Annotated in this window: 15 protein-coding genes; 12 read left to right on the plus strand and 3 right to left on the minus strand. The window is 43.4% G+C overall.

Annotated elements, in window-relative coordinates; all coding sequences use genetic code 11:
• Positions 1-53 precede the first annotated feature (53 nt).
• Positions 54-836 carry a sulfate transporter CysZ gene (gene cysZ, locus IEY18_RS11375; protein ID WP_188920899.1) on the minus strand — a complete coding sequence of 261 codons (783 nt, stop codon included), beginning with the start codon at positions 834-836 and terminating at the stop codon, positions 54-56.
• Positions 837-1,057: 221 nt separating this feature from the next.
• On the opposite strand from cysZ, the gene smc reads away from it, so the two are divergent.
• The 11 genes from smc to IEY18_RS11430 all read left to right on the plus strand — a co-directional run bounded on the left by smc (position 1,058) and on the right by IEY18_RS11430 (position 16,282).
• A complete protein-coding gene (gene smc / locus IEY18_RS11380; RefSeq protein ID WP_188920901.1) occupies positions 1,058-4,501 on the plus strand; it encodes a chromosome segregation protein SMC in 3,444 nt (1,147 codons plus the stop codon).
• Between the two features lie 22 nt (positions 4,502-4,523).
• Positions 4,524-5,549 (plus strand): cell division protein ZipA, encoded by a 1,026-nt coding sequence (zipA, locus tag IEY18_RS11385; protein WP_188920903.1) that lies wholly within the window; start codon positions 4,524-4,526, stop codon positions 5,547-5,549.
• A 107-nt stretch (positions 5,550-5,656) separates the two neighbouring features.
• Positions 5,657-7,669 (plus strand): NAD-dependent DNA ligase LigA, encoded by a 2,013-nt coding sequence (ligA, locus tag IEY18_RS11390; protein WP_188920905.1) that lies wholly within the window; start codon positions 5,657-5,659, stop codon positions 7,667-7,669.
• Positions 7,670-7,760: 91 nt separating this feature from the next.
• Positions 7,761-8,228, plus strand: a complete 468-nt coding sequence (locus tag IEY18_RS11395; protein WP_308424064.1) for a DUF2919 domain-containing protein — start codon at positions 7,761-7,763, stop codon at positions 8,226-8,228.
• Positions 8,229-8,340: 112 nt separating this feature from the next.
• Positions 8,341-9,546 (plus strand): cyclic di-GMP phosphodiesterase, encoded by a 1,206-nt coding sequence (locus IEY18_RS11400; RefSeq protein WP_188920909.1) that lies wholly within the window; start codon positions 8,341-8,343, stop codon positions 9,544-9,546.
• Between the two features lie 127 nt (positions 9,547-9,673).
• The gene (locus IEY18_RS11405; protein WP_188920910.1) at positions 9,674-10,501 is read left to right on the plus strand and encodes an SDR family oxidoreductase; all 828 of its coding nucleotides are present in this window, start codon (positions 9,674-9,676) and stop codon (positions 10,499-10,501) included.
• Positions 10,502-10,862: 361 nt separating this feature from the next.
• Complete coding sequence (locus IEY18_RS11410; RefSeq protein ID WP_188920912.1) at positions 10,863-11,129, plus strand: DUF4212 domain-containing protein; 267 nt, start codon at positions 10,863-10,865, stop codon at positions 11,127-11,129.
• Between the two features lie 12 nt (positions 11,130-11,141).
• Positions 11,142-12,860, plus strand: a complete 1,719-nt coding sequence (locus IEY18_RS11415) for a sodium:solute symporter family protein (protein WP_188920914.1) — start codon at positions 11,142-11,144, stop codon at positions 12,858-12,860.
• 155 nt (positions 12,861-13,015) lie between these two features.
• Positions 13,016-14,860, plus strand: coding sequence for a DUF294 nucleotidyltransferase-like domain-containing protein (locus IEY18_RS11420; RefSeq protein ID WP_188920917.1), 1,845 nt, complete (start codon positions 13,016-13,018; stop codon positions 14,858-14,860).
• Between the two features lie 25 nt (positions 14,861-14,885).
• A complete protein-coding gene (locus IEY18_RS11425; protein ID WP_188920919.1) occupies positions 14,886-15,548 on the plus strand; it encodes an exonuclease domain-containing protein in 663 nt (220 codons plus the stop codon).
• Between the two features lie 128 nt (positions 15,549-15,676).
• Positions 15,677-16,282: a hypothetical protein gene (locus tag IEY18_RS11430; RefSeq protein WP_188920921.1), complete on the plus strand. Its 606-nt coding sequence runs from the start codon at positions 15,677-15,679 to the stop codon at positions 16,280-16,282.
• Between the two features lie 107 nt (positions 16,283-16,389).
• On the opposite strand, the gene IEY18_RS11435 is transcribed toward IEY18_RS11430, so the two are convergent.
• Positions 16,390-17,454, minus strand: a complete 1,065-nt coding sequence (locus IEY18_RS11435; RefSeq protein WP_188920923.1) for a ketoacyl-ACP synthase III — start codon at positions 17,452-17,454, stop codon at positions 16,390-16,392.
• Between the two features lie 90 nt (positions 17,455-17,544).
• Positions 17,545-18,216 carry a GntR family transcriptional regulator gene (locus tag IEY18_RS11440; protein WP_188920951.1) on the minus strand — a complete coding sequence of 224 codons (672 nt, stop codon included), beginning with the start codon at positions 18,214-18,216 and terminating at the stop codon, positions 17,545-17,547.
• A gap of 329 nt (positions 18,217-18,545) precedes the next feature.
• Between IEY18_RS11440 and gmhB the strand changes: the two genes are divergently transcribed.
• Positions 18,546-19,112, plus strand: a complete 567-nt coding sequence (gmhB, locus tag IEY18_RS11445; RefSeq protein ID WP_188920925.1) for a D-glycero-beta-D-manno-heptose 1,7-bisphosphate 7-phosphatase — start codon at positions 18,546-18,548, stop codon at positions 19,110-19,112.
• Positions 19,113-19,526: the final 414 nt, after the last annotated feature.

Raw genomic sequence — 19,526 nt, forward strand, 5'->3', positions numbered from 1 at the left:
ACAGGTCAAAATACACGCCTTCATTTAGAAGGCGTGTTTGGGTGGATAGAGTTTTAGTCAGCTGCAATGACTGGGTGCTTATAAGCTTCTCTATACTTGTCAACCCACATCGCAGTTGCCCCACAAATAGCGACAGGCATAACGATAAAATTAACTACGGGTATCATTGAGAATAAGGTGACTGCCGCACCGAAGCTAACACTGGTACCTTTGGTTTGTTTTAGGGCAAATTTCATATCGTTAAATGGTACTTTATGGTTATCAAATGGGTAATCACAGTACTGAATTGCCATCATCCAGGCCGTAAACAAAAACCAAAGGACAGGTGCTGCTGTTTGCCCAACAACAGGAACAATAAACAACAGTAAACAACCAATTGCTCTTGGAAGATAGTACTTTAACTTGGTCCATTCACGACCTAGAATGCGCGGTAAATCTTTAACGAGATCAACCGTTGTTCCTGAATTGAGCGGTTTGCCTGTTAACAGCTTTTCAACTTTTTCTGCAAGTAGTCCGTTAAATGGTGCAGCTAGCCAGTTCATGACCGAACTAAAAACAAAAGAAAGAACAACTAACAATGCGATAACTGCCAGTGGCCAAAGAATGAAATTCAGCCAGCTCAACATATCCGGCAACTGGCCTTCAATCCAAGCGAAAACGTTTTCAAGTTCGCCAATGGCAAAGTAAATGACGCTCCCGAAAAGTATCAAATTGATCATAAGCGGAATAAATACGAAGGTCCTCAAACCTGGGCGTTTGATGAGGCTAAACCCAGCCATAAAATAGTTAACGCCAGTTTTTGGAATTCCTTTTTTAACTTGTTGCTGATTATTCATAACTCTCTTTTAAATTTGTCTTTGCCATTTATGAGTCGATTGTGAGCAAGTCTACGCCTGAAGACAAGTCAAAATCGTTACAAAATTCAGCATCTAGGCGCCTCCGAGGAGAAAAAACGTTACAAAATGCGAATGCGTTTGTTAAAGTGCTTAATCAGTTAAATCCGCGCTCAATAGCAACCATACTCTAGCGATAACTAGACAAATGGCATTCTGGCACTATGAAATTAAAACAGATCAAACTTGCTGGTTTTAAGTCGTTTGTTGATCCCACCAAAATTCCCTTTGTTAAAGAACTCTCTGCCATTATTGGACCAAATGGTTGTGGGAAGTCGAATGTAATTGACGCCGTACGGTGGGTTCTTGGTGAAAGTAGTGCAAAGCACTTACGTGGTGACTCCATGCTTGATGTGGTGTTTAACGGCTCCAGTGCACGCAAACCTGTATCTGTCGCATCTGTTGAGCTACTTTTTGACAATAGTCTAGGGCGATTTGGCGGCCAATATGCCAGTTACACCGATATCCATGTCAAACGGCAAATTAGTCGAGATGGTGATTCAAATTATTACTTGAATGGGCAAAAGTGTCGTCGCAAAGATGTTACCGAGCTTTTCATGGGGACAGGATTAGGCGCGCGCAGTTATGCTATTATTGGCCAGGGAACCATTTCAAGACTGATTGAATCCAAGCCTCAGGAACTGAGAGTTTTTATTGAAGAAGCTGCGGGTATCTCACGGTACAAAGAAAGGCGGCGAGATACAGAAAACCGGATCCGCCATACTCGGGAAAATTTAGAACGATTAGGCGATATTCGCCAAGAACTCGCCTCACAGTTGGAAAAGCTCGCAAAGCAGTCACAGACAGCCATTAAATATCGTGAACTGAAGCAAACTGAGCGAGAGAGCAGTGCATTGTTACATGTGTTGAAGCAACATGAATTGCAAACGGCTGCCAATGGATTAAGTCAACAAATCACTGGGCTAGAGCGAACCGCAGAGACCCTGCGCATTGACGTTGAAGCGAATAACGCACAACGAAATGTTTACCGTGAATCTATGTTGCAGTTGGTAGATGAAGAACATGCAATTCGAGAGCAGTACTATGATGCAAACACCAAGATTGCTGCATTAGAACAGCGGATCAAAGAGGCGAAAAGCCGCGCAACTGAAACGAACCAGGCACAGCAGAAGTTAGCGCGAGAGATTAAAAATAAGCAGCAGGAACTTGATGTGTTGTTGGGCGAATTGCAAAACGAAACGCAACAATTTAATCAAGGCCAAGCCAATATTAAAAGCCAGCATCATATCGTTCAAGGGTTAGTTGATGTCGCTCAGGAGCACCAACTAGAATTTAATGATATCTCTGTTTTAAAAAAAGAGAGCGAGCTGCATACAACGAATCTACGACATGAATTAGCATTAACAGAGCAGCGCTTGTTATCTCATGAGCAAACACTTGCTCGACTAATATCGTCTCAAGCTCAATATCAGCAACAAGTTAGTCAAACAACAGCCGCAGAAGAACTTGCTGGAATTGAAAAGACAAAACGAGAGATTGCCGCCCTTCAAAATCAGCTTGCAGAACTAGAAGAACAAATTCTAGAAGTGAGTGCACAACAGGGAGAGGAACGTGAGCGAGTTGCGAGTCATCAAACCCATTATCAAGAAGCCTTACAGCAGCAAGCCCGATTGCAAGGACAGATAAAAACACTTGAAGGTCTGCTCAGACCTCATCAACAGCGCAATATGGTGTGGCAACAGTTAGAGATTCAAACCGGTTGGGAACAAGCCACGCAACTGCTACTGGGCCAAATACTGTATCAGCCGATGGTTCAAGAATCGCCTGATACCGAACATCAACCTAAACTTGGCTTTCAAGTTGTACCAGCTTTGGCGCACCAGCGCCTTGGAAATCAAGTTTCAGCCCCACCGTTTCATTGTGAACTCAATTTATTGCCTTGGCTGCATGGTGTGCAATGGTGCGAATCGTTGGAGCTTGCGCAAGAGCAACTTCAAACATTAGAGATGAACCAGTGTATCGTGACTGCTGACGGATATATGCTCGGTCATGGTTTTCAGATTTCTTGCGTGGACGGTAGTCAATCCGTACTCGCGATACAGCATGAGTTAACAGAGCTAAGTGAGCAGTGCGTTGAAATGAAGCAGCAGGTTTTGCAATGGCATGAACGATTGCAGCAATCACAGGCCTCGGTTCAGCAAATTGAGCATCAACTCGAAAGCTTAAATCGTCAAAAAGTGGTTGTAAACACTGAAATTGCCCGTCGTCAAACCAACTTAAATATGGCAATTCAAGCCAGTAAGAGTCAAAAAATTCAACAGGATAAGTTGAAGAAGCAGTCCCAGGAAAATGAACAAGAAATACTGGACTATCAAAACTTACTGGGGGAAGGCAAACAAAAGGTTTTGGGTTGTAGAACTTTGCTCAGTGAGGCCGAGGAGCAAGGCAGTGCTTTCAGTGCGCGTTTTGAGTTGGCTCAGAGCCATCATCAGCATGCGCAATCTGAGTTACAGGCAGAAAAGCAAAAATTGAATGTGCTTGAAAAACAGCAGGGGTCTTTGCACACAAAACTACAGCTTACCGAGCAAAAAGTAGCGCTTTTAAATAAGCGAATAACTGAACTTGTCAATGAACAAAAAAACCTCAATCAAAAACTACTTCATTTAGAGTCTCAATCACCTGTTTCCAATGAGTCTCAAGCTGAGCGATTACAAAGTTTATTGTCTTCAAGGTTAAAGTATCAACAGCACTTGGAAAAGAATCGACAAGAGCAGCAAGCTTTGCAGGAAATAATTGATACAAGTGGTTTGCAGCATGATCAACAGCTTGATAAGATTCAACAGCTTAATGATGGTATTAGTGAGCTTAAACTAAATCGTGAAGGATTGAATGGACAGCTCGCGAGTCTTGCTCAGCAAGCACAGGAGCAAGGCGTTGCTTTGGAACGTTACTCGACGGAGTCTATTCAGAGCCATGACAGTGCACGTGTTCAAGAACGGCTCGATAAAACGCGCCGTAGCATTGCACGACTCGGTGCGATTAACCTGGCTGCAATTGAAGAGTTTGAGCAACAGCAAACGCGCAAAACCTACTTGGACAATCAGGATTCAGATCTTTGCCAAGCGTTAAGTAGTTTAGAAGATGCTATTCGCAAAATTGATCGAGAAACGAGAAGTCGTTTCAAACAAACCTTTGATGAAGTGAATAAAGGCTTGAGCCAATTATTTCCCAAGGTCTTTGGTGGGGGGAGTGCATACCTCGCGTTGACTGAAGCCGATATGCTTGAGGCTGGGGTGACGATTATGGCTAGGCCACCAGGCAAAAAGAATAGTACGATACATCTTCTTTCTGGTGGTGAAAAAGCGCTAACCGCTTTATCATTAGTGTTTGCTATTTTTAGACTCAACCCCGCGCCATTTTGTATGTTGGATGAAGTCGATGCACCGCTTGATGATGCGAATGTTGAAAGATTTTGTAGACTTTTGAAAGAGATGTCTCAAAGCGTGCAGTTTGTTTATATAAGCCACAATAAGGTCACAATGGAATTGGCGGATCAGCTTATAGGTGTCACTATGCATGAACCTGGCGTATCACGCATAGTCGCAGTAGATTTAGATGAGGCGGTGGCTTTGGCCGACGCGGTATAACAGTAGGATATATAGGTAACCAATGGAAGATTTGCAACTCGTATTGTCTGTGTTGGGTGCGATAGCTATTGTCGCGGTAACTGTGCATGGGTTTTGGTCGATAAAGAAGGAACGTCAATCTAGGGAATCCTATAAAGATGATTCACCATTACAGTCGCTGGGCTCTGCAGGCCGGGATCGTGATGGCTTTGATGAATATGGTGTTGGAGATGTTGTTGTCAAATCAGCGACAGATGCAGGGAGCACCGACAGTATCATATCTACCTCCGAGGCTTCTAGCGAGGCACCTGTAGATGTGTCACTCACAAATTCACGATTCATTAAACCACAGTCGACAAAAGCAGTGAATGAAGTCATTGCAGTGAATAGTGAGTCGATAGAAAAAGATGTCGCGGATGAACTGTTTGAGCTTTCAGAAGCGCCCAGTCAAACTAAGCGCAAAGAGCCCGTTATGAATTCGGCGAAAACACCAGAGCCTGAGATTGAACAAATTCAGCTTGATCTTGGAGATATGTTCTCAGAGGAGATTGCCGAAGAAGTTGAGGTTGATTTACGTAATGGTGTTGAAGAAAAACAAAATCAAGCGATTGAAGAGCAACTCAAAGAAGAGCAAGAAGCAGAAGAGCAGCTTGGCGATCCTGTCGATGTTCTCGTACTACATTTGGTCGCGAAAGAAGGCGAAGTTTTAGATGGTGCTGAACTACTACAGTGTTTGTTAACGCTTAATTTCAAATTTGGCGATATGAATATTTTCCACAGACATCAAGATAACGCCGGGACAGGGAAGGTTATTTTTTCCTTAGCCAACATGGTAAAACCGGGTATTTTTGACCCCGACAATATGGAGCAATTCACGACCCCTGGCGTCGTATTATTCCTCACGTTACCTTGTTATGGTGACGCGCTAATGAACTTTTCTAATATGCTGAATTCTGTACAGCAATTGGCTGATGACCTAGGCGCACGAGTTCTTGATGGTGAGCGTCAAGCATGGAGTGAGCAAACTAAATTGACTTATGTTCAGCGGATCAAGACGCAGCAAATGTAAATGAACACCTTGCATTGATTTGCCTGCAACGATTGAATGTGGACATCATTGGCTGTCGGTGAATTACAACGAGAGGTCGCATTGGCGGCCTTTTTTATGGGAATACCATGAACAAGATACAACAAGAAATCCAACAATTAACTCAAGAGTTGAATCAGCATAACATTCGCTATTATGTGAATGATGAGCCGACTATTCCTGATGCTGAGTACGATCGTTTGATGCAGCGCTTGAAGCAATTGGAGTCGGAAAATGCCCAATGGATTTTGCCGGATAGCCCAAGCCAAAGAGTCGGCGGGCATGCGCTTGATAAATTTGAGCAAGCGACTCATTTGATGCCAATGCTCAGCTTAGATAATGTTTTTAACGAGGTGGAATTCACCCAGTTTTCTCAACGTAATCAAGAAAAAGTACCTGAAACGCTAGAGTTTTGTTGTGAGCCTAAGCTGGATGGCTTGGCTGTTAGCTTGCTGTATAGACAGGGTGTACTTGAACGCGCTGCGACTCGTGGTGATGGCACTGTAGGCGAGAATATTACTGAAAATGTGAAAACCATTCGCAGCGTACCGCTACGCATTCAAGGGGACAATATTCCTGAACTCATCGAAGTTCGTGGTGAAGTTATTATGCCCAAAGCAGCATTTGAACACTTGAATGACGTCGCGAGAAAGAAGGGCGACAAAGAGTTTGTAAATCCAAGAAATGCCGCCGCGGGTAGTTTAAGACAGCTTGATAGTAAAATTACGGCGAGTCGTAGTCTCGGGTTTTATGCCTATGCATTGGGGGTTGTCGAAGGTGATTCTTTTGCGCTAGAAACCAGTCATTACCAGCAGTTGATGGCACTGAAACAGCTAGGTTTTCCTGTGAGCGAAGAAGTCAAATTGTGTCGTTCAATTCAAGATGTAGAGCATTACTACCAAGATATTTTGCAACGTCGTGACCAACTCAATTTTGAAATCGATGGTGTCGTCATAAAGGTCGACAGTATTCAGCATCAACAAGCGCTCGGTTTTGTTGCTAAAGCACCAAGATGGGCAACAGCTTATAAATTTCCAGCACAGGAAGAGATTACCGTATTAGAAGGCGTTGATTTCCAAGTTGGGCGAACGGGTGCGATTACGCCTGTTGCACGCTTAAAACCTGTTTTTGTTGGCGGGGTTACGGTTTCTAATGCAAGTCTGCACAACGCTGATGAAATTGCACGCCTCGGCGTGAAAGTCGGAGATAGTATTATTATTCGACGTGCCGGTGACGTTATTCCGCAGGTTGTGGCTGTGGTGTTAGATAAACGGTCTCAAATGTGCAGAGACATTGAATTTCCAAAGTTGTGTCCAGTTTGTCAATCACAGATCGAAAAAATAGAAGGGGAAGCTGTCGCGCGCTGCAGTGGCGGTTTGTTCTGTGAAGCGCAACGAAAAGAAGCGATCAAACACTTTGCTTCTCGAAAAGCACTCGATATTGATGGAATGGGTGACAAGATTGTCGAACAGTTAATTGATAAAGAGCTGGTTCAAAGCCCTGCTGATTTGTTTAAGCTAACACCATCAATGCTTACGATGTTGGAGCGTATGGGGATGAAATCAGCGACTAAACTGGTTGTCTCAATTGAATCCTCAAAACAAACCAGTTTCGCCAAGTTTCTATATGCATTGGGGATCCGTGAAGTCGGGGAAGCAACAGCTGCAAATTTAGCGGCTCATTATCGAGGGTTGGCGGCACTACAAGCTGCAGATTTGGATTCGCTCATCGAAGTGGATGATGTTGGAACGATTGTGGCGAAACATGTTGTGAGCTTTTTTGCTCAGCAACATAATTTAGACGTCATTCAGGCTTTAGTGGATGCAGGTGTTCATTGGCCAGATGAGCAAATCAAAAGTGCTGATGAAATGCCGTTAAGTGGACAAACTTGGGTATTGACCGGAACACTCTCTCGACTAAATCGAAATGATGCTAAAGCTCAGTTACAAGCGTTAGGCGCTAAGGTTGCTGGCAGTGTATCTAAAAACACAGACTGTTTAGTTGCAGGTGAGGCGGCTGGGTCAAAGCTTGCCAAGGCCGAGCAGCTCGGTGTAAAAGTACTTGATGAGCAAGGTCTGTTAGAAGTTTTGGGGCAGGGCTAGGTTGCAAGTGAACGGCGGTCTCTGTCTCTACAAGTATTGATTAATTCATAAAGAGCACCATATCAGACATGATGGTGCTCTTTTTTTTAAGGTGTTGGGTCAGTTGAATTTCAGTCATATAAAATGGTTAGACGATCGGGGTCATGTCAAACCACCAATTTTTCTCTATTTGATGTTAGCGTTTTTAGCGAGAGGCTGGTGTGTCTGGATCATGTCACTCACACAGTTTAACGATCGCGCGGGGCTGGTTCGGCTGATTTATCCACAAAAAGAAGAGTTTTTATTAGCTCTCGCTTCGGGCTTTGGAGCGGCTTTGCTGTATGGTGTTGTGCTTGCTGAAAGAAAGCGCACTTTGACTTGGCCGAGATATATATTTAGGCAGCTAAGAGTTATTTTGTTGCTTTTGTTGCTCGTCGATGGTGGGATTTTAGTGCAGCGACTCGTTCATGCCGATTTCTTATTTAATTGGAGCTTTGGATTTGACGCTTTATTTTTATTTTGGTGCTCCTTATATCTAGTTAAATCGAAGCATTTGCAGCTTTACCGTTCAGACTGGTAACCCTGTTTTATATGCCTTGAGTCCATGCTCACTTAATTCAATGATCTATAATGAAATATGCATCATACTGGTGTAAATTTAGTGAGAGTGTAATTGAAAGGGCGTAGTCAGCGTGGCGAAAGAAGAGTCTCCTAAAATTTCAGTATCCAAACTGCAGCTCGGTTTGACCGTGAAGTTGCCGCTGTCTTATACCAATCATCCTTTTTTGTTTAACCGCATTGAACTCAAAGAAGCGTCACAAATAGAGCTTATTAAGAGCCTCGGTGTAACTTATGTGTATCTCCTTGCCGGTGAGGAGTTCTTAGTTGAAGAGCCAGAAACTGAACAATCAGACATAGAAACCACGCAAGAGATTGTCGAAAAAGATTTACAACAAGAAACCCGCAAAGCGATGCGTTTAAGTCAACAGCGCTTTATTAAAACGATTAATCAAAGCCGAGAAGTTTTGGGGAAGGTGGGCAGCGATCCCGAAGGTGCTTATCGAGCGTCGGCGTCACTCGTTGAAGATTTGGTGGCACATATTCAAGAAACAGAAGCTCCAAAGCTTGCACTAGTGAGTAGTGGTGATATACGGGTCTCTGTGACCCAACATGGTATATCTGTCGCGGTTTTGAGCATGATGATTGGCCAGGCCCTTGACTTGAGTGTGAGTGAGCTCCGAGATATCGCTCTGGGGAGTTTGTTCCACGATTTTGGCAAAATGAAAGTGCCTGAAGATATTCGTAACAAGCGTGGAGAGCTAACCACGCCTGAGCTAAATTTTATGAAAATGCACCCAAAGTTTGGCTTTGACTTACTTGATAAAAGTGGGTTGTTTCCAAAGGCAGCATTGAATATTGTTTTGCATCATCATGAGTATATCGATGGTTCTGGTTATCCTGATGGATTAAAGGGCAATAAAATTCCAATTCCAACGCAAGTGGTTAGTCTCGCCAATGATTATGAACAAATTTTAAGCGATTTGTATCCGCCATCTCCGAAAGTGGCGCTTGGTTACCTGTTTAAGAATCGTGCCGGTAAGCATGCAGAGCCTTTGGTTGCAGTTTTAGTTAAATTACTCGGAATATACCCGCCTGGCACTTTGGTTAAGCTGGCCGACGAAAGCTTCGCAAAAGTAATGATGACGACGACGTCGGTAAAGCAACCCAATGTATGGGCTTGTCAACCCGATGGCAGTGAACCTAAGCTTCGTTTTTTGCTGCAAGAAGGCATTGAAATTGAGGATGCCGTCATGGTGGAGCAATTACCGGAAGCTTGCATGAAAGTCTTACAAGCTGATTCAGCGATTAGTTTTTATTTTAGTTCCCTAGAGCTGTAAACATCGACAATACTTTCCTTCGACTTCGCGGGTGTTGGTGTTCAGCTGTAACCCTCTACTGGACCATATGATCATTTTATAAATTGGGAAACTGCCTTTCTGAATCGATTTAAGGCTAGGAGTTTGAATGAGTGCGAATAATCAAAGTGTGGCGATCTTAGGTTGTGGCTGGTTTGGTTTGCCTCTGGCAGAGTCACTTCTTAAGCAGGGTTTTATCGTTAAAGGCACGAAAAGAAGTGCTGCTGGTGTAGATATGCTCCGATCCAAGTCAATTTCTGCAATGGGGCTAGATTTGGATCAGCCTCTGTCAAGCCAACAGCGAAAAGCGCTCCATGCTTTTCTTGACGTGGATTACTTAGTGGTGAACATTCCCCCTAATATGCGCGCTGGAAGGTTAGATTACTTAGAGAGAGTCAACCGGCTGTATCAAGTTATTACGCTTCACGATTTTAAGAAACTTATCTTTATAAGTACGACGGGGGTGTATGACAGCAAAGATGCTGAGTTTGATGAAACTCAAGCGAGTGCCCATTCCGAGCGAGCACGAATTTTACTCGATGCAGAAGATTTGTATTTAAATAAAGAAGAAACCTGTGTACTTCGCTTTGCAGGGTTGGTCGGCCCTAAGCGGCATCCTGGTCGTTTTATGGCAGGGAAATGTGACTTAAGCGGTGGAAACTGTGTAGTGAACTTAGTCCATTTGGAAGATTGTATTGGTGCGACGCACACAGTGCTTCAATCCAAAACTACCAGCCCTGTTTATAATCTTTGTTCGCCACACCATCCAACTCGGAAAGACTTTTATTCACAAGCGGCGGTCGATTTACAGTGCACGCCTCCGCAATTTAATGCTCAGCATTTACCTAGTAAAGTCATCAACGGGCATAAGATTACCGAGGAGTTAGGCTTTCAATATCGATACTCCAACCTAGTGGATATGCTCAAGCAATGCTAAATGCAATTCCTTGTATTCAAGTGATAGCAATGTATCTTTAATTTCAAATCTACCCGTCAATATTTCCATCAATAACTCGAACAAAATGAGAAAAGCTAGACGAAGTGTCTGGCTTTGCTCGTTTTTGTTTTACTAATCGGAAATTCTACCAACGTCCAGTGCGACATTGGTCTAACACAAGCGACAGCATTTCTAACGTGTTAATGATTTAGATATCTCTAACATGCTGTAAATCATTGTTATTTTGGTTTTTGTAAATTGGTTTTACCAATTGGCTTAGACTAAGGTCGTGATTCTCGTCACACTTTTGCTTGCTAGATTAAACCTGACTTAAAAGAAAAACTAGCACAAGGGAGTCGCTATGAGTTTTGAAAATAATGATCAGGCACAAGGTTACTGGCGTGAAAACTTACGTTTAGTACTCAGCCTGTTAGCAATATGGGCTGCAGTGTCATTTGGCTGCGGGATTTTACTGGTTGATGTGCTCAATGAAATTCATTTCATGGGATTCAAGTTGGGTTTCTGGTTTGCACAACAGGGCGCAATGTATGTGTTCGTGGCGCTTATCTTTGTCTATGCGGCAAAGGCGAACGCGCTGGACAAAAAATATAACGTTCACGAAGACTAAAGGATAACTATAATGGATGTTCAAACGTTAACATATCTAATTGTGGGCTTTACATTTGCCCTCTATATCGGCATCGCCATCTGGTCGCGAGCAGGCTCGACTAAAGAGTTCTACGTCGCTGGTGGTGGTGTTCATCCTGTAGTCAACGGTATGGCAACAGCTGCCGACTGGATGTCTGCAGCTTCATTCATCTCCCTTGCTGGTATTGTCTCTTTCGTCGGTTTTGACGGCAGTGTCTATCTGATGGGGTGGACAGGTGGTTATGTACTACTGGCCTTATGTATGGCTCCCTACTTACGTAAGTTCGGTAAGTTTACCGTCCCAGATTTCATCGGTGATCGTTATTACTCTCAAGCAGCACGTACCGTAGCGGTCGTTTGTGCGATTTTCATCTGTTTCACATATATTGCGGGTCAAATGCGTGGTGTGGGTGTTGTATTCTCGCGCTTCCTAGAAGTTGATGTAGAAACCGGTGTATACATTGGTATGGCAGTTGTATTCTTCTACGCGGTTCTTGGTGGTATGAAGGGGATTACTTATACTCAGGTTGCTCAGTACTGTGTTCTTATTTTCGCATTCATGGTTCCTGCAATTTTCATTTCTGTGATGATGACAGGTCACATCTTGCCTCAAATTGGCTTCGGTGCTGAATTAGTCGATGCTGCGGGTAATGGAACTGGAACCTACCTACTCGATAAACTCGACGGTCTCTCCAATGAACTCGGGTTTGCCCAGTATACCGAAGGGTCGAAGAGTACTATTGATGTGTTCTTTATTACTGGTGCATTAATGTTCGGTACTGCGGGTTTACCACACGTTATCGTTCGTTTCTTTACCGTACCTAAAGTAAAAGACTCTCGTTCTTCAGCGGGTTGGGCGCTTGTATTCATTGCAATTATGTATACGACAATTCCAGCTTTGGCTGCATTCTCACGTGTAAACATGATTGAAACCATTAACGGTCCTGATTCAACAGGTGTTGCATATGAAACTGCACCACAGTGGATTAAGAACTGGGAAAAAACGGGCTTGATTAAGTGGGATGATAAAAATGCTGATGGCAAGATTTACTATGCCAAGGGCCCTGAAAATGAAATGAAGATTGACCGCGATATCATGGTTCTTGCAACGCCTGAAATTGCAGATCTTCCAGCTTGGGTGATTGCATTGGTTGCTGCAGGTGGTCTAGCTGCTGCGTTATCGACATCCGCGGGCTTATTACTCGTGATTTCAACTTCCGTATCCCATGATTTGCTTAAGAAAAATCTGATGCCAGACATCTCAGATAAGAAAGAATTGATGTTTGCGCGAATTGCCGCCGCCGCTGGTATTGTGATGGCGGGCTATTTCGGGATTAATCCACCAGGCTTTGTTGCTGCGGTCGTCGCAATTGCTTTTGGTCTTGCAGCTTCCTCGCTCTTCCCTGCAATTGTTATGGGGATCTTCTCGAAGACGATTAACAAAGAAGGTGCAATCGCCGGTATGATTACAGGTTTAGGTTTCACTGCGGCATACATCATTTACTTTAAGTTTATGAATCCTGGTGATAATAACCCTGCAAATTGGTTCCTAGGAGTGTCTCCTGAAGGTATTGGTATGCTTGGTATGTTGATTAACTTTGCTGTTGCCTTTGGTGTAAGCAAAGTGACAGCGAAAGTACCTGATTCTGTGCAAGAAATGGTTGAAGGAATTCGTTTCCCTAAAGGCTCTGGTGGAGCTCAAAGCCACTAAAGTTTAAGTGAACACTTTTAAAAAGCCTTGCTGTTGAGCAAGGCTTTTTTATTTGGGGTAAATAATTGAAGCGGTGTTGGGCTTTGGTCGACTAGTTTTGGCAACTGGCTTACAGGTATAGTGAAATAAGTTATCGCCCCAATGAGAATAGAGTTATGGATGCAAGTGAGCTTCAACCTGTACTTGATTTTCTAAAGAGTTTAGTGCCTTTTGATGATTTATCAGAGCAAACGTTGCTGCAATGCTGCAAACGACTAACCATTGGTTATTACGGTAAAGCGCAGGGATACGTCCCGCTTGATGCTGATAACCCACAGCTTTATATCGTTCGTAGTGGCGCGTTTGAGGTAACGGATCCTGATGGGGAGCTGATTGACCGATTGGGGGAGGGAGACTATTTTGGTTTTCCTTCTTTGTTGAGTGGAGAAGTCAATACAAGAGTCCATATCTTAGAAGATGCACTAGTTTACCATTTAGACTTAGAATCTTTTGACGACTTGCGTAAGGAAAGTCGTTTATTTGATCGTTTTTTCAATCGTGCATATGCAAAAAGAATGCGTCACCAAGGGCGCTTTAAAGCAAAAGAGTTAACGACGACGAGCCGCATTAGAACACTAATGTCTTCTAGCCCACTGACGATTGATATGCAGTCGACAATTCTTCAAGCGGCACAATTGATGCGTCAAGCAAGAGTTTCTTCTGTACTGGTTATTGATAATCATAAACTTGCAGGTATTTTAACTGACCGAGATCTTCGCAATCGTGTATTAGCCGAGGGGCTTGATGGTGCTTTACCGGTTCACCAAGCGATGACCACCACGCCAATTACGGTACATCCAAATACAATAGTATTCGAAGCGATGCTATTAATGAGCGAGCATAGTATCCACCATTTACCTGTCGTAGAAGAAGATAAAGCTGTAGGTGTGATAACAAGTACTGACATATTGCGTGGTCAAAGCTCACAACCGTTGTTGCTCATTGGTGAAATTGAGCGTCAAAAAGATTTACCTAGCCTCATCAATGTAAGCAAACAAATCCCATTACTACTTCAAAACCTGATCAGTGCTGATGCGAGAGCTGAAGAGATTGGACGAATTCTAACCTCCGTGACCGATGCCTTGACAAGGCGACTTATTCATCTGAACCAGCAAGTACTTGGGGAAGCACCGATGCCTTTTTGTTGGCTTTCATTCGGCTCTCAGGGGAGACAAGATCAAGCTGCTTGCTCAGACCAAGATAACGGCTTATTACTTGCGCATGAGCCGGATGAACATGCCAAAGCATATTTCGAAGCTCTTACTAAAGCGGTTTGTGCGGGCTTAAACGAATGTGGTTACGTGTATTGTCCCGGCGATATTATGGCGCAAAATCCGCAGTGGTGTATGTCATTAGAAAAGTGGCAAGGGGTCTTTGAGCAATGGGTCATGTCGCCGCAGCCTAAAGCACTGATGCACGCGAGTATCTTTTTCGATATGCGTTCGGTTTACGGCCCAATTAGCTTGTTTGATGCACTACAAGATCGGGTACTTGCCAATACAAAAGGCAACGATATTTTCTTGGCCGGGCTTGCTGGTAATGCACTGTCTGAAGCGCCACCGCTTGGTTTCTTCCGTAAGTTTGTGCTCGAGAGAGATGGCAGTGAAGTGAAAGGAATTGATTTAAAGCATCGTGGCAGTGCGTTGATTAATGATATTGCACGTGTGTATTCGTTGTTTGCAGGAATTAAAGAAGTGAATACAGCAAAAAGGATCCGCGTGTTGATGGAAATGAATATCATCAACCGCAAAGATGCGCTCAATTTGGCCGATGCGCACGAGTTCATTGGGCATATGCGATTAGCGAATCAAGGGCATCAGTTCACCCATGATCAAGCGTGTACAAACTACCTCTTGCCCCAAAATTTGTCGTCACTGGTTCGCCATCAATTGCGAGATGCGTTTAAGGTGGTGCATGATGCACAATCGGGTATGAAGTTGAAATTTACGAGGACATTTTAGTTTGTTAGCGAGTTTCTGGTTAAAAATGCGATTACGAAAACAACTGCTAAAGTGTAAGCATGTCACTTTGCAGCGTTACTTGGAGGCCTTGAATCGTGTTTTGAATTTAAATGTTAATGATGTTGAATTGGTTGCACTCGATCTTGAAATGACCGGTTTAGACCCTCAAGTGGATCAGATTTTGAGCATAGGAATCGTGCCGATATCCCATGGGCAATTGCAAATGCAGCAAGCCGAGCATAAGCTCATTAAAATTGATGGCAGTGTCGGTCAAAGTGCCACGATTCACGGTATTTTGGACCATCACTTAGAAGATGCAGTATCAATTGAAGAAGCGATTGAGTGGTTGCTTGAACAGACACAAGGAAAGTTCATTGTGGCTCATCATGCTCCATTAGATATTCGGTTTCTGCAGGTTCAATTCCAAAAAATCTATAATGAAAATGTCAAATTGCCTGTTATAGATACATTAATGATTGAGCGAAACCGATTGTTAAAACAACACGAAACCCTCCAAGATGGCGCGCTGCGTCTTGGCGCTAGCCGAGCGAGGTATAACTTACCTGTTTATAACGCCCACAACGCCCTCATTGATGCGTTGGCTTGCGGTGAGTTATTGCTGGCACAAATCCAGGCGATATCAACGCAAGGTCAGGTTAAAATCGCGGATATCGCGAAGCTCACCTAGGTTTTACGCGTCGTTGAGACTTAAAGTGCAGGTTAAAGTTAGCGCAAGTTTATTTACAATTTTGTAATTCCTTTTTCCATTTATCTCTTCTAATTTTAATATAAGCTTTTCATCGAGGAGCCTTGAATATGGCTATCCCTCTCATTCTGTTAGGTAGTGCAATCGTGGGTGCGGGAATGCTCGCTGAAGACCGCGCTCGTCGCCAAAAAATAGAATTAAGGCGTCGGCTAAACATACCGCAGAAGGCCGGTGTACTGGAACCAAGATTAATTCAGGAGCCGAGCTTATATGAGCAAGGTTTTTTGCGTGTAAAGCCGGTACCGGGTTCAATTATTTGTTGTTTTGTGTTTGGCGTGATTGAGCATAGTGGCATTTGGCTGGGTGAGGATACGATTATTGAACTTCATGGTAGTGGTTTAATTCGAGCTGTTTCTGTGCAGCGATTTCTTGCTGGTCGAAGTGGCAATAACATTTTTATTGCTTGTGATGCCCATCATCAGCCTTTGGTATCTAGCCATTGTTTAGAGGCCGCAAGCAACCAAATATTTTCTTATCGAGATTATGATCTGTTTGATAATAACTGTCATCGATTCGTATGGGAGTGCCTAACGAATGAGTCGGTTGCGATTGCGAGTTTTGAGACATTGAGTCAAAAAATGGCGGTGCATTTTAAAAAGTCAATTTATTGGGATCAAATTGAAAGAAGCCCATTCGTGAGTGGTGAAATCACTTAACCATATAACTCGTGTTAAATGGTTAAGTGCCATAACCGTGCAGCTTCACCCTTTGGCATCATCAGCCTGAGGTCTAAGCTGGATAGACTTAAGCTTTTTACAAACCTTTATTTACAAAAATGGTCTACTGCGCGTTTCACAAGTTCAATGCCTGTTTTATCGCAGGGTGGCAATTCGGCATCGGACTCTGCAAGTGGAGTTACTCGGTCTCCCCATTTTAGGGCTAATGCTGCTGACGTTAAGCCTGCTCCGAAGGCACAAGACAGAATGGTTTGATTTGGCTTAATCATGCCTTTTTCTAGTGCATCACAGATAGCAATAGGAATCGTAGCTGCCGATGTGTTGCCGTAATTCGCAATATTTACCACAGCCTTTTCTTTTGGAATTTTCATACGGCTAATGAGAGTATCAATAATTCGTTCATTGGCCTGGTGTGGAATGACCCAGTCAACTTCGTCTTTATCGATATTACATTTCTCTAGAACTTTCTTACTTAGCTTACCCATGCCGTTAATTGCACGCTTGAAAATTTCTTGGCCATCAAATTGAATAAAGAAATCGAGGGATTCTGCAGCAAATCGGTCCATAGCTGTACCAAAACCGGCCGATAGTATATCGCGCCCAGCGGGGTCATTGTTGAGCTCATAGCCCAGTACACCACCTTCGATTTCGCTTGCCTCTAATACCACTGCGCCAGCACCATCGCCAAATAACACGGCTGTTTCACGACGAGACCAATCTAAGTAAAAAGACAGTCGTTCGGCACCGATCACAAGAACTTTTTGGTTCTGACCACTTTTGATCAATGAACTTGCAAGACCTAAACCGTATAAGAATCCACTGCAGGCTGCATTCACATCAAAAGCCGCACATTTTGCACCGATTTCAGCTTGTACTGTTGAAGCTATATTAGGAATAAGAGTATCTGGGCTTGCAGTGGCAAGGATAATCATATCGATATCACTGCCTTCAAGGCCCGCAGCGGCTAAAGCTCTTTTTGCCGCAACAACGGCTAGGCCCGATGTATTGACATGACTAATGTGCCTTTGGCTTATTCCTGTACGAGGTTTTATCCATTCATCAGAAGTTTCGATGAACGTCGCAAGGTCGTGATTTGTAAGTGTTGCGGGAGGGACACATTTTCCCCATCCGGTAATATGAGCATACTGCATGAATTTTCTCTTATTAAAAAAGCAGAATTCTTTTTCTGCCTGATAGTTCATCGTCTTAGCTTAGAGAAGGTGGGTACATTCGTCCGTGATCTAGGCCACCTGTTTGGCGACTCGTTCTTTAATTGCTTCAGCAGCTTGCAAAATATGCTGCTTAAGTAAATCAACGGCTTGTTCGATTTGTTTATCTCTACAATAGCTAAGTAGTTGTTTGTGTTCTTGCTCTGCTTGTGGAATGCCGCCATCAAGTAAAAGCTGCAAACGGATATATCGGTCACACATCGTATTGAGCCCGTGAACAACGGCCAGAGTGTGTGGACGTTGAGCGGCTTGATATAAACAAGTATGGAATTCGGTGTTTAGAACACTCCAGCTCGCTACAGAATCGACCTGCTTAAATGCTGCGTTCATCTTGTCTAACACATTTTGTGCTTGCTCAATGTCGCTATCCGATAACTGTGGGATGGCTTTTGCTAATAGATCTGTTTCAGTCAACGCCCTGAGTTCAAACAGCTCCGTGACTTGTTCAACCGACAAAGGGCTTACCGTAGCACCTTTATGCGCCTCGAATACAACAAGACCTTCAGCTTCCAATTGTACTAAAGCTTCACGGATGGGAATGCGGCTGACATTGAGCATGGTTGCAAGCGCACTTTGCCTTAAAGGCTTTCCTGCAGGAATATCACCTGAGAGAATTTTTTCCCTGAGTATTTCTACGACCAGTTGTGTCCGCGTTTTATGTGCGATGGGTTGAGTCATCATGATCGAAGGAACTCTATCTGGTTAAACAAGCGGCTAAAGGTTAACGTGTCATATTAGATAAATAAAGTAAAAACAAGCAAGAATATAAGCATAGTCGCAGTTCCAGGACTGCTTCCTAAATTTGTTGGGTTTGCCGATGAACTTATGTTTCTTACGTTCTGCTCGAAAATGTTAGTTTTTTTAAGTGCTTTTTTGTCTGACTAACCCATTCATTGCGATGAACCGAAGTTGTGAACTTGCGAGTTGATTGTGAATTATTGTGAAAATGAGAGTATGAATTGCAGCGGTTAGCTGGAATAATAGCTTGTAATTAAAAGGTGAGGAGAAAGACGGTGACCCCGGCAGTATTTTTAGATCGTGATGGTGTGATCAATTTGGATCATGGATATGTTCATCAAGTCGATGACTTTGAATATGTTGAAGGGGTGTTTGAAGCAACAAAAGCGTTAAAAGACGCTGGCTATAAGTTAGTTGTAGTGACCAACCAATCGGGCATTGCCCGAGGTATGTATAGTGAAGAGCAGTTTGCGACACTCACGGAGTGGATGGACTGGAATTTTGCTGACAAAGGGGTTGATTTAGATGGGATCTACTATTGCCCGCATCACGCAGAAAAAGGTCTCGCTGAATATAAAGTTGACTGCGAATGTCGAAAGCCTAAACCTGGAATGCTACTGACCGCGGCTAAGTTTTTAAAAATAGATGTGAACCGTTCGGTGATGGTTGGTGATAAGCGTGATGATATGCTAGCAGCGGCAGCGGCAGGGGTACCGATTCGAATCCTAGTGCGTACCGGGAAAAGCGTAACCCAAGAAGCAATGGATAGTGCGACTGTGGTTCTTGATAGTGTGGCAGATGTTCCTGCTTATCTAACTCGTTTATCCTCATCAACGGATTAAGCCTTTATATATCCCTGCAAACCGTTAACGTTGAATGATATGGTGCACATTAATTCATATGTTCATTGCGACTTCAATGGCTGGCTCGCCATGAGAGGATTGCTCGTTTTTAAACGATATCTTCGATAACAAAACCTCTACTAATAATTGGGTTCATTCAAATAAGCCAATTAAAGCTTATGTCTGGTTATCGAGGATTATCGTGTTATTTATTGTCATTACGTTTATTCATAAACTCAACTTGGTGGATTCTTAATCAGTCAGTCAAAGGATGAAACATTTTTCTGAAAAAGCCCTTGCGCGGTTTCAAAATCTCCCTATAATGCGCATCCACTGACACGGCAGAGCAACTTCGCAAGAAGGTGATAAAGCCAGTCAGGGCGCAGAATTAGCCTTGGTTAATTCATCGGTGCA

This window comes from Shewanella gelidii (assembly GCF_014647855.1).
In the GTDB taxonomy this organism is placed as follows: Bacteria; Pseudomonadota; Gammaproteobacteria; order Enterobacterales; family Shewanellaceae; genus Shewanella; species Shewanella gelidii.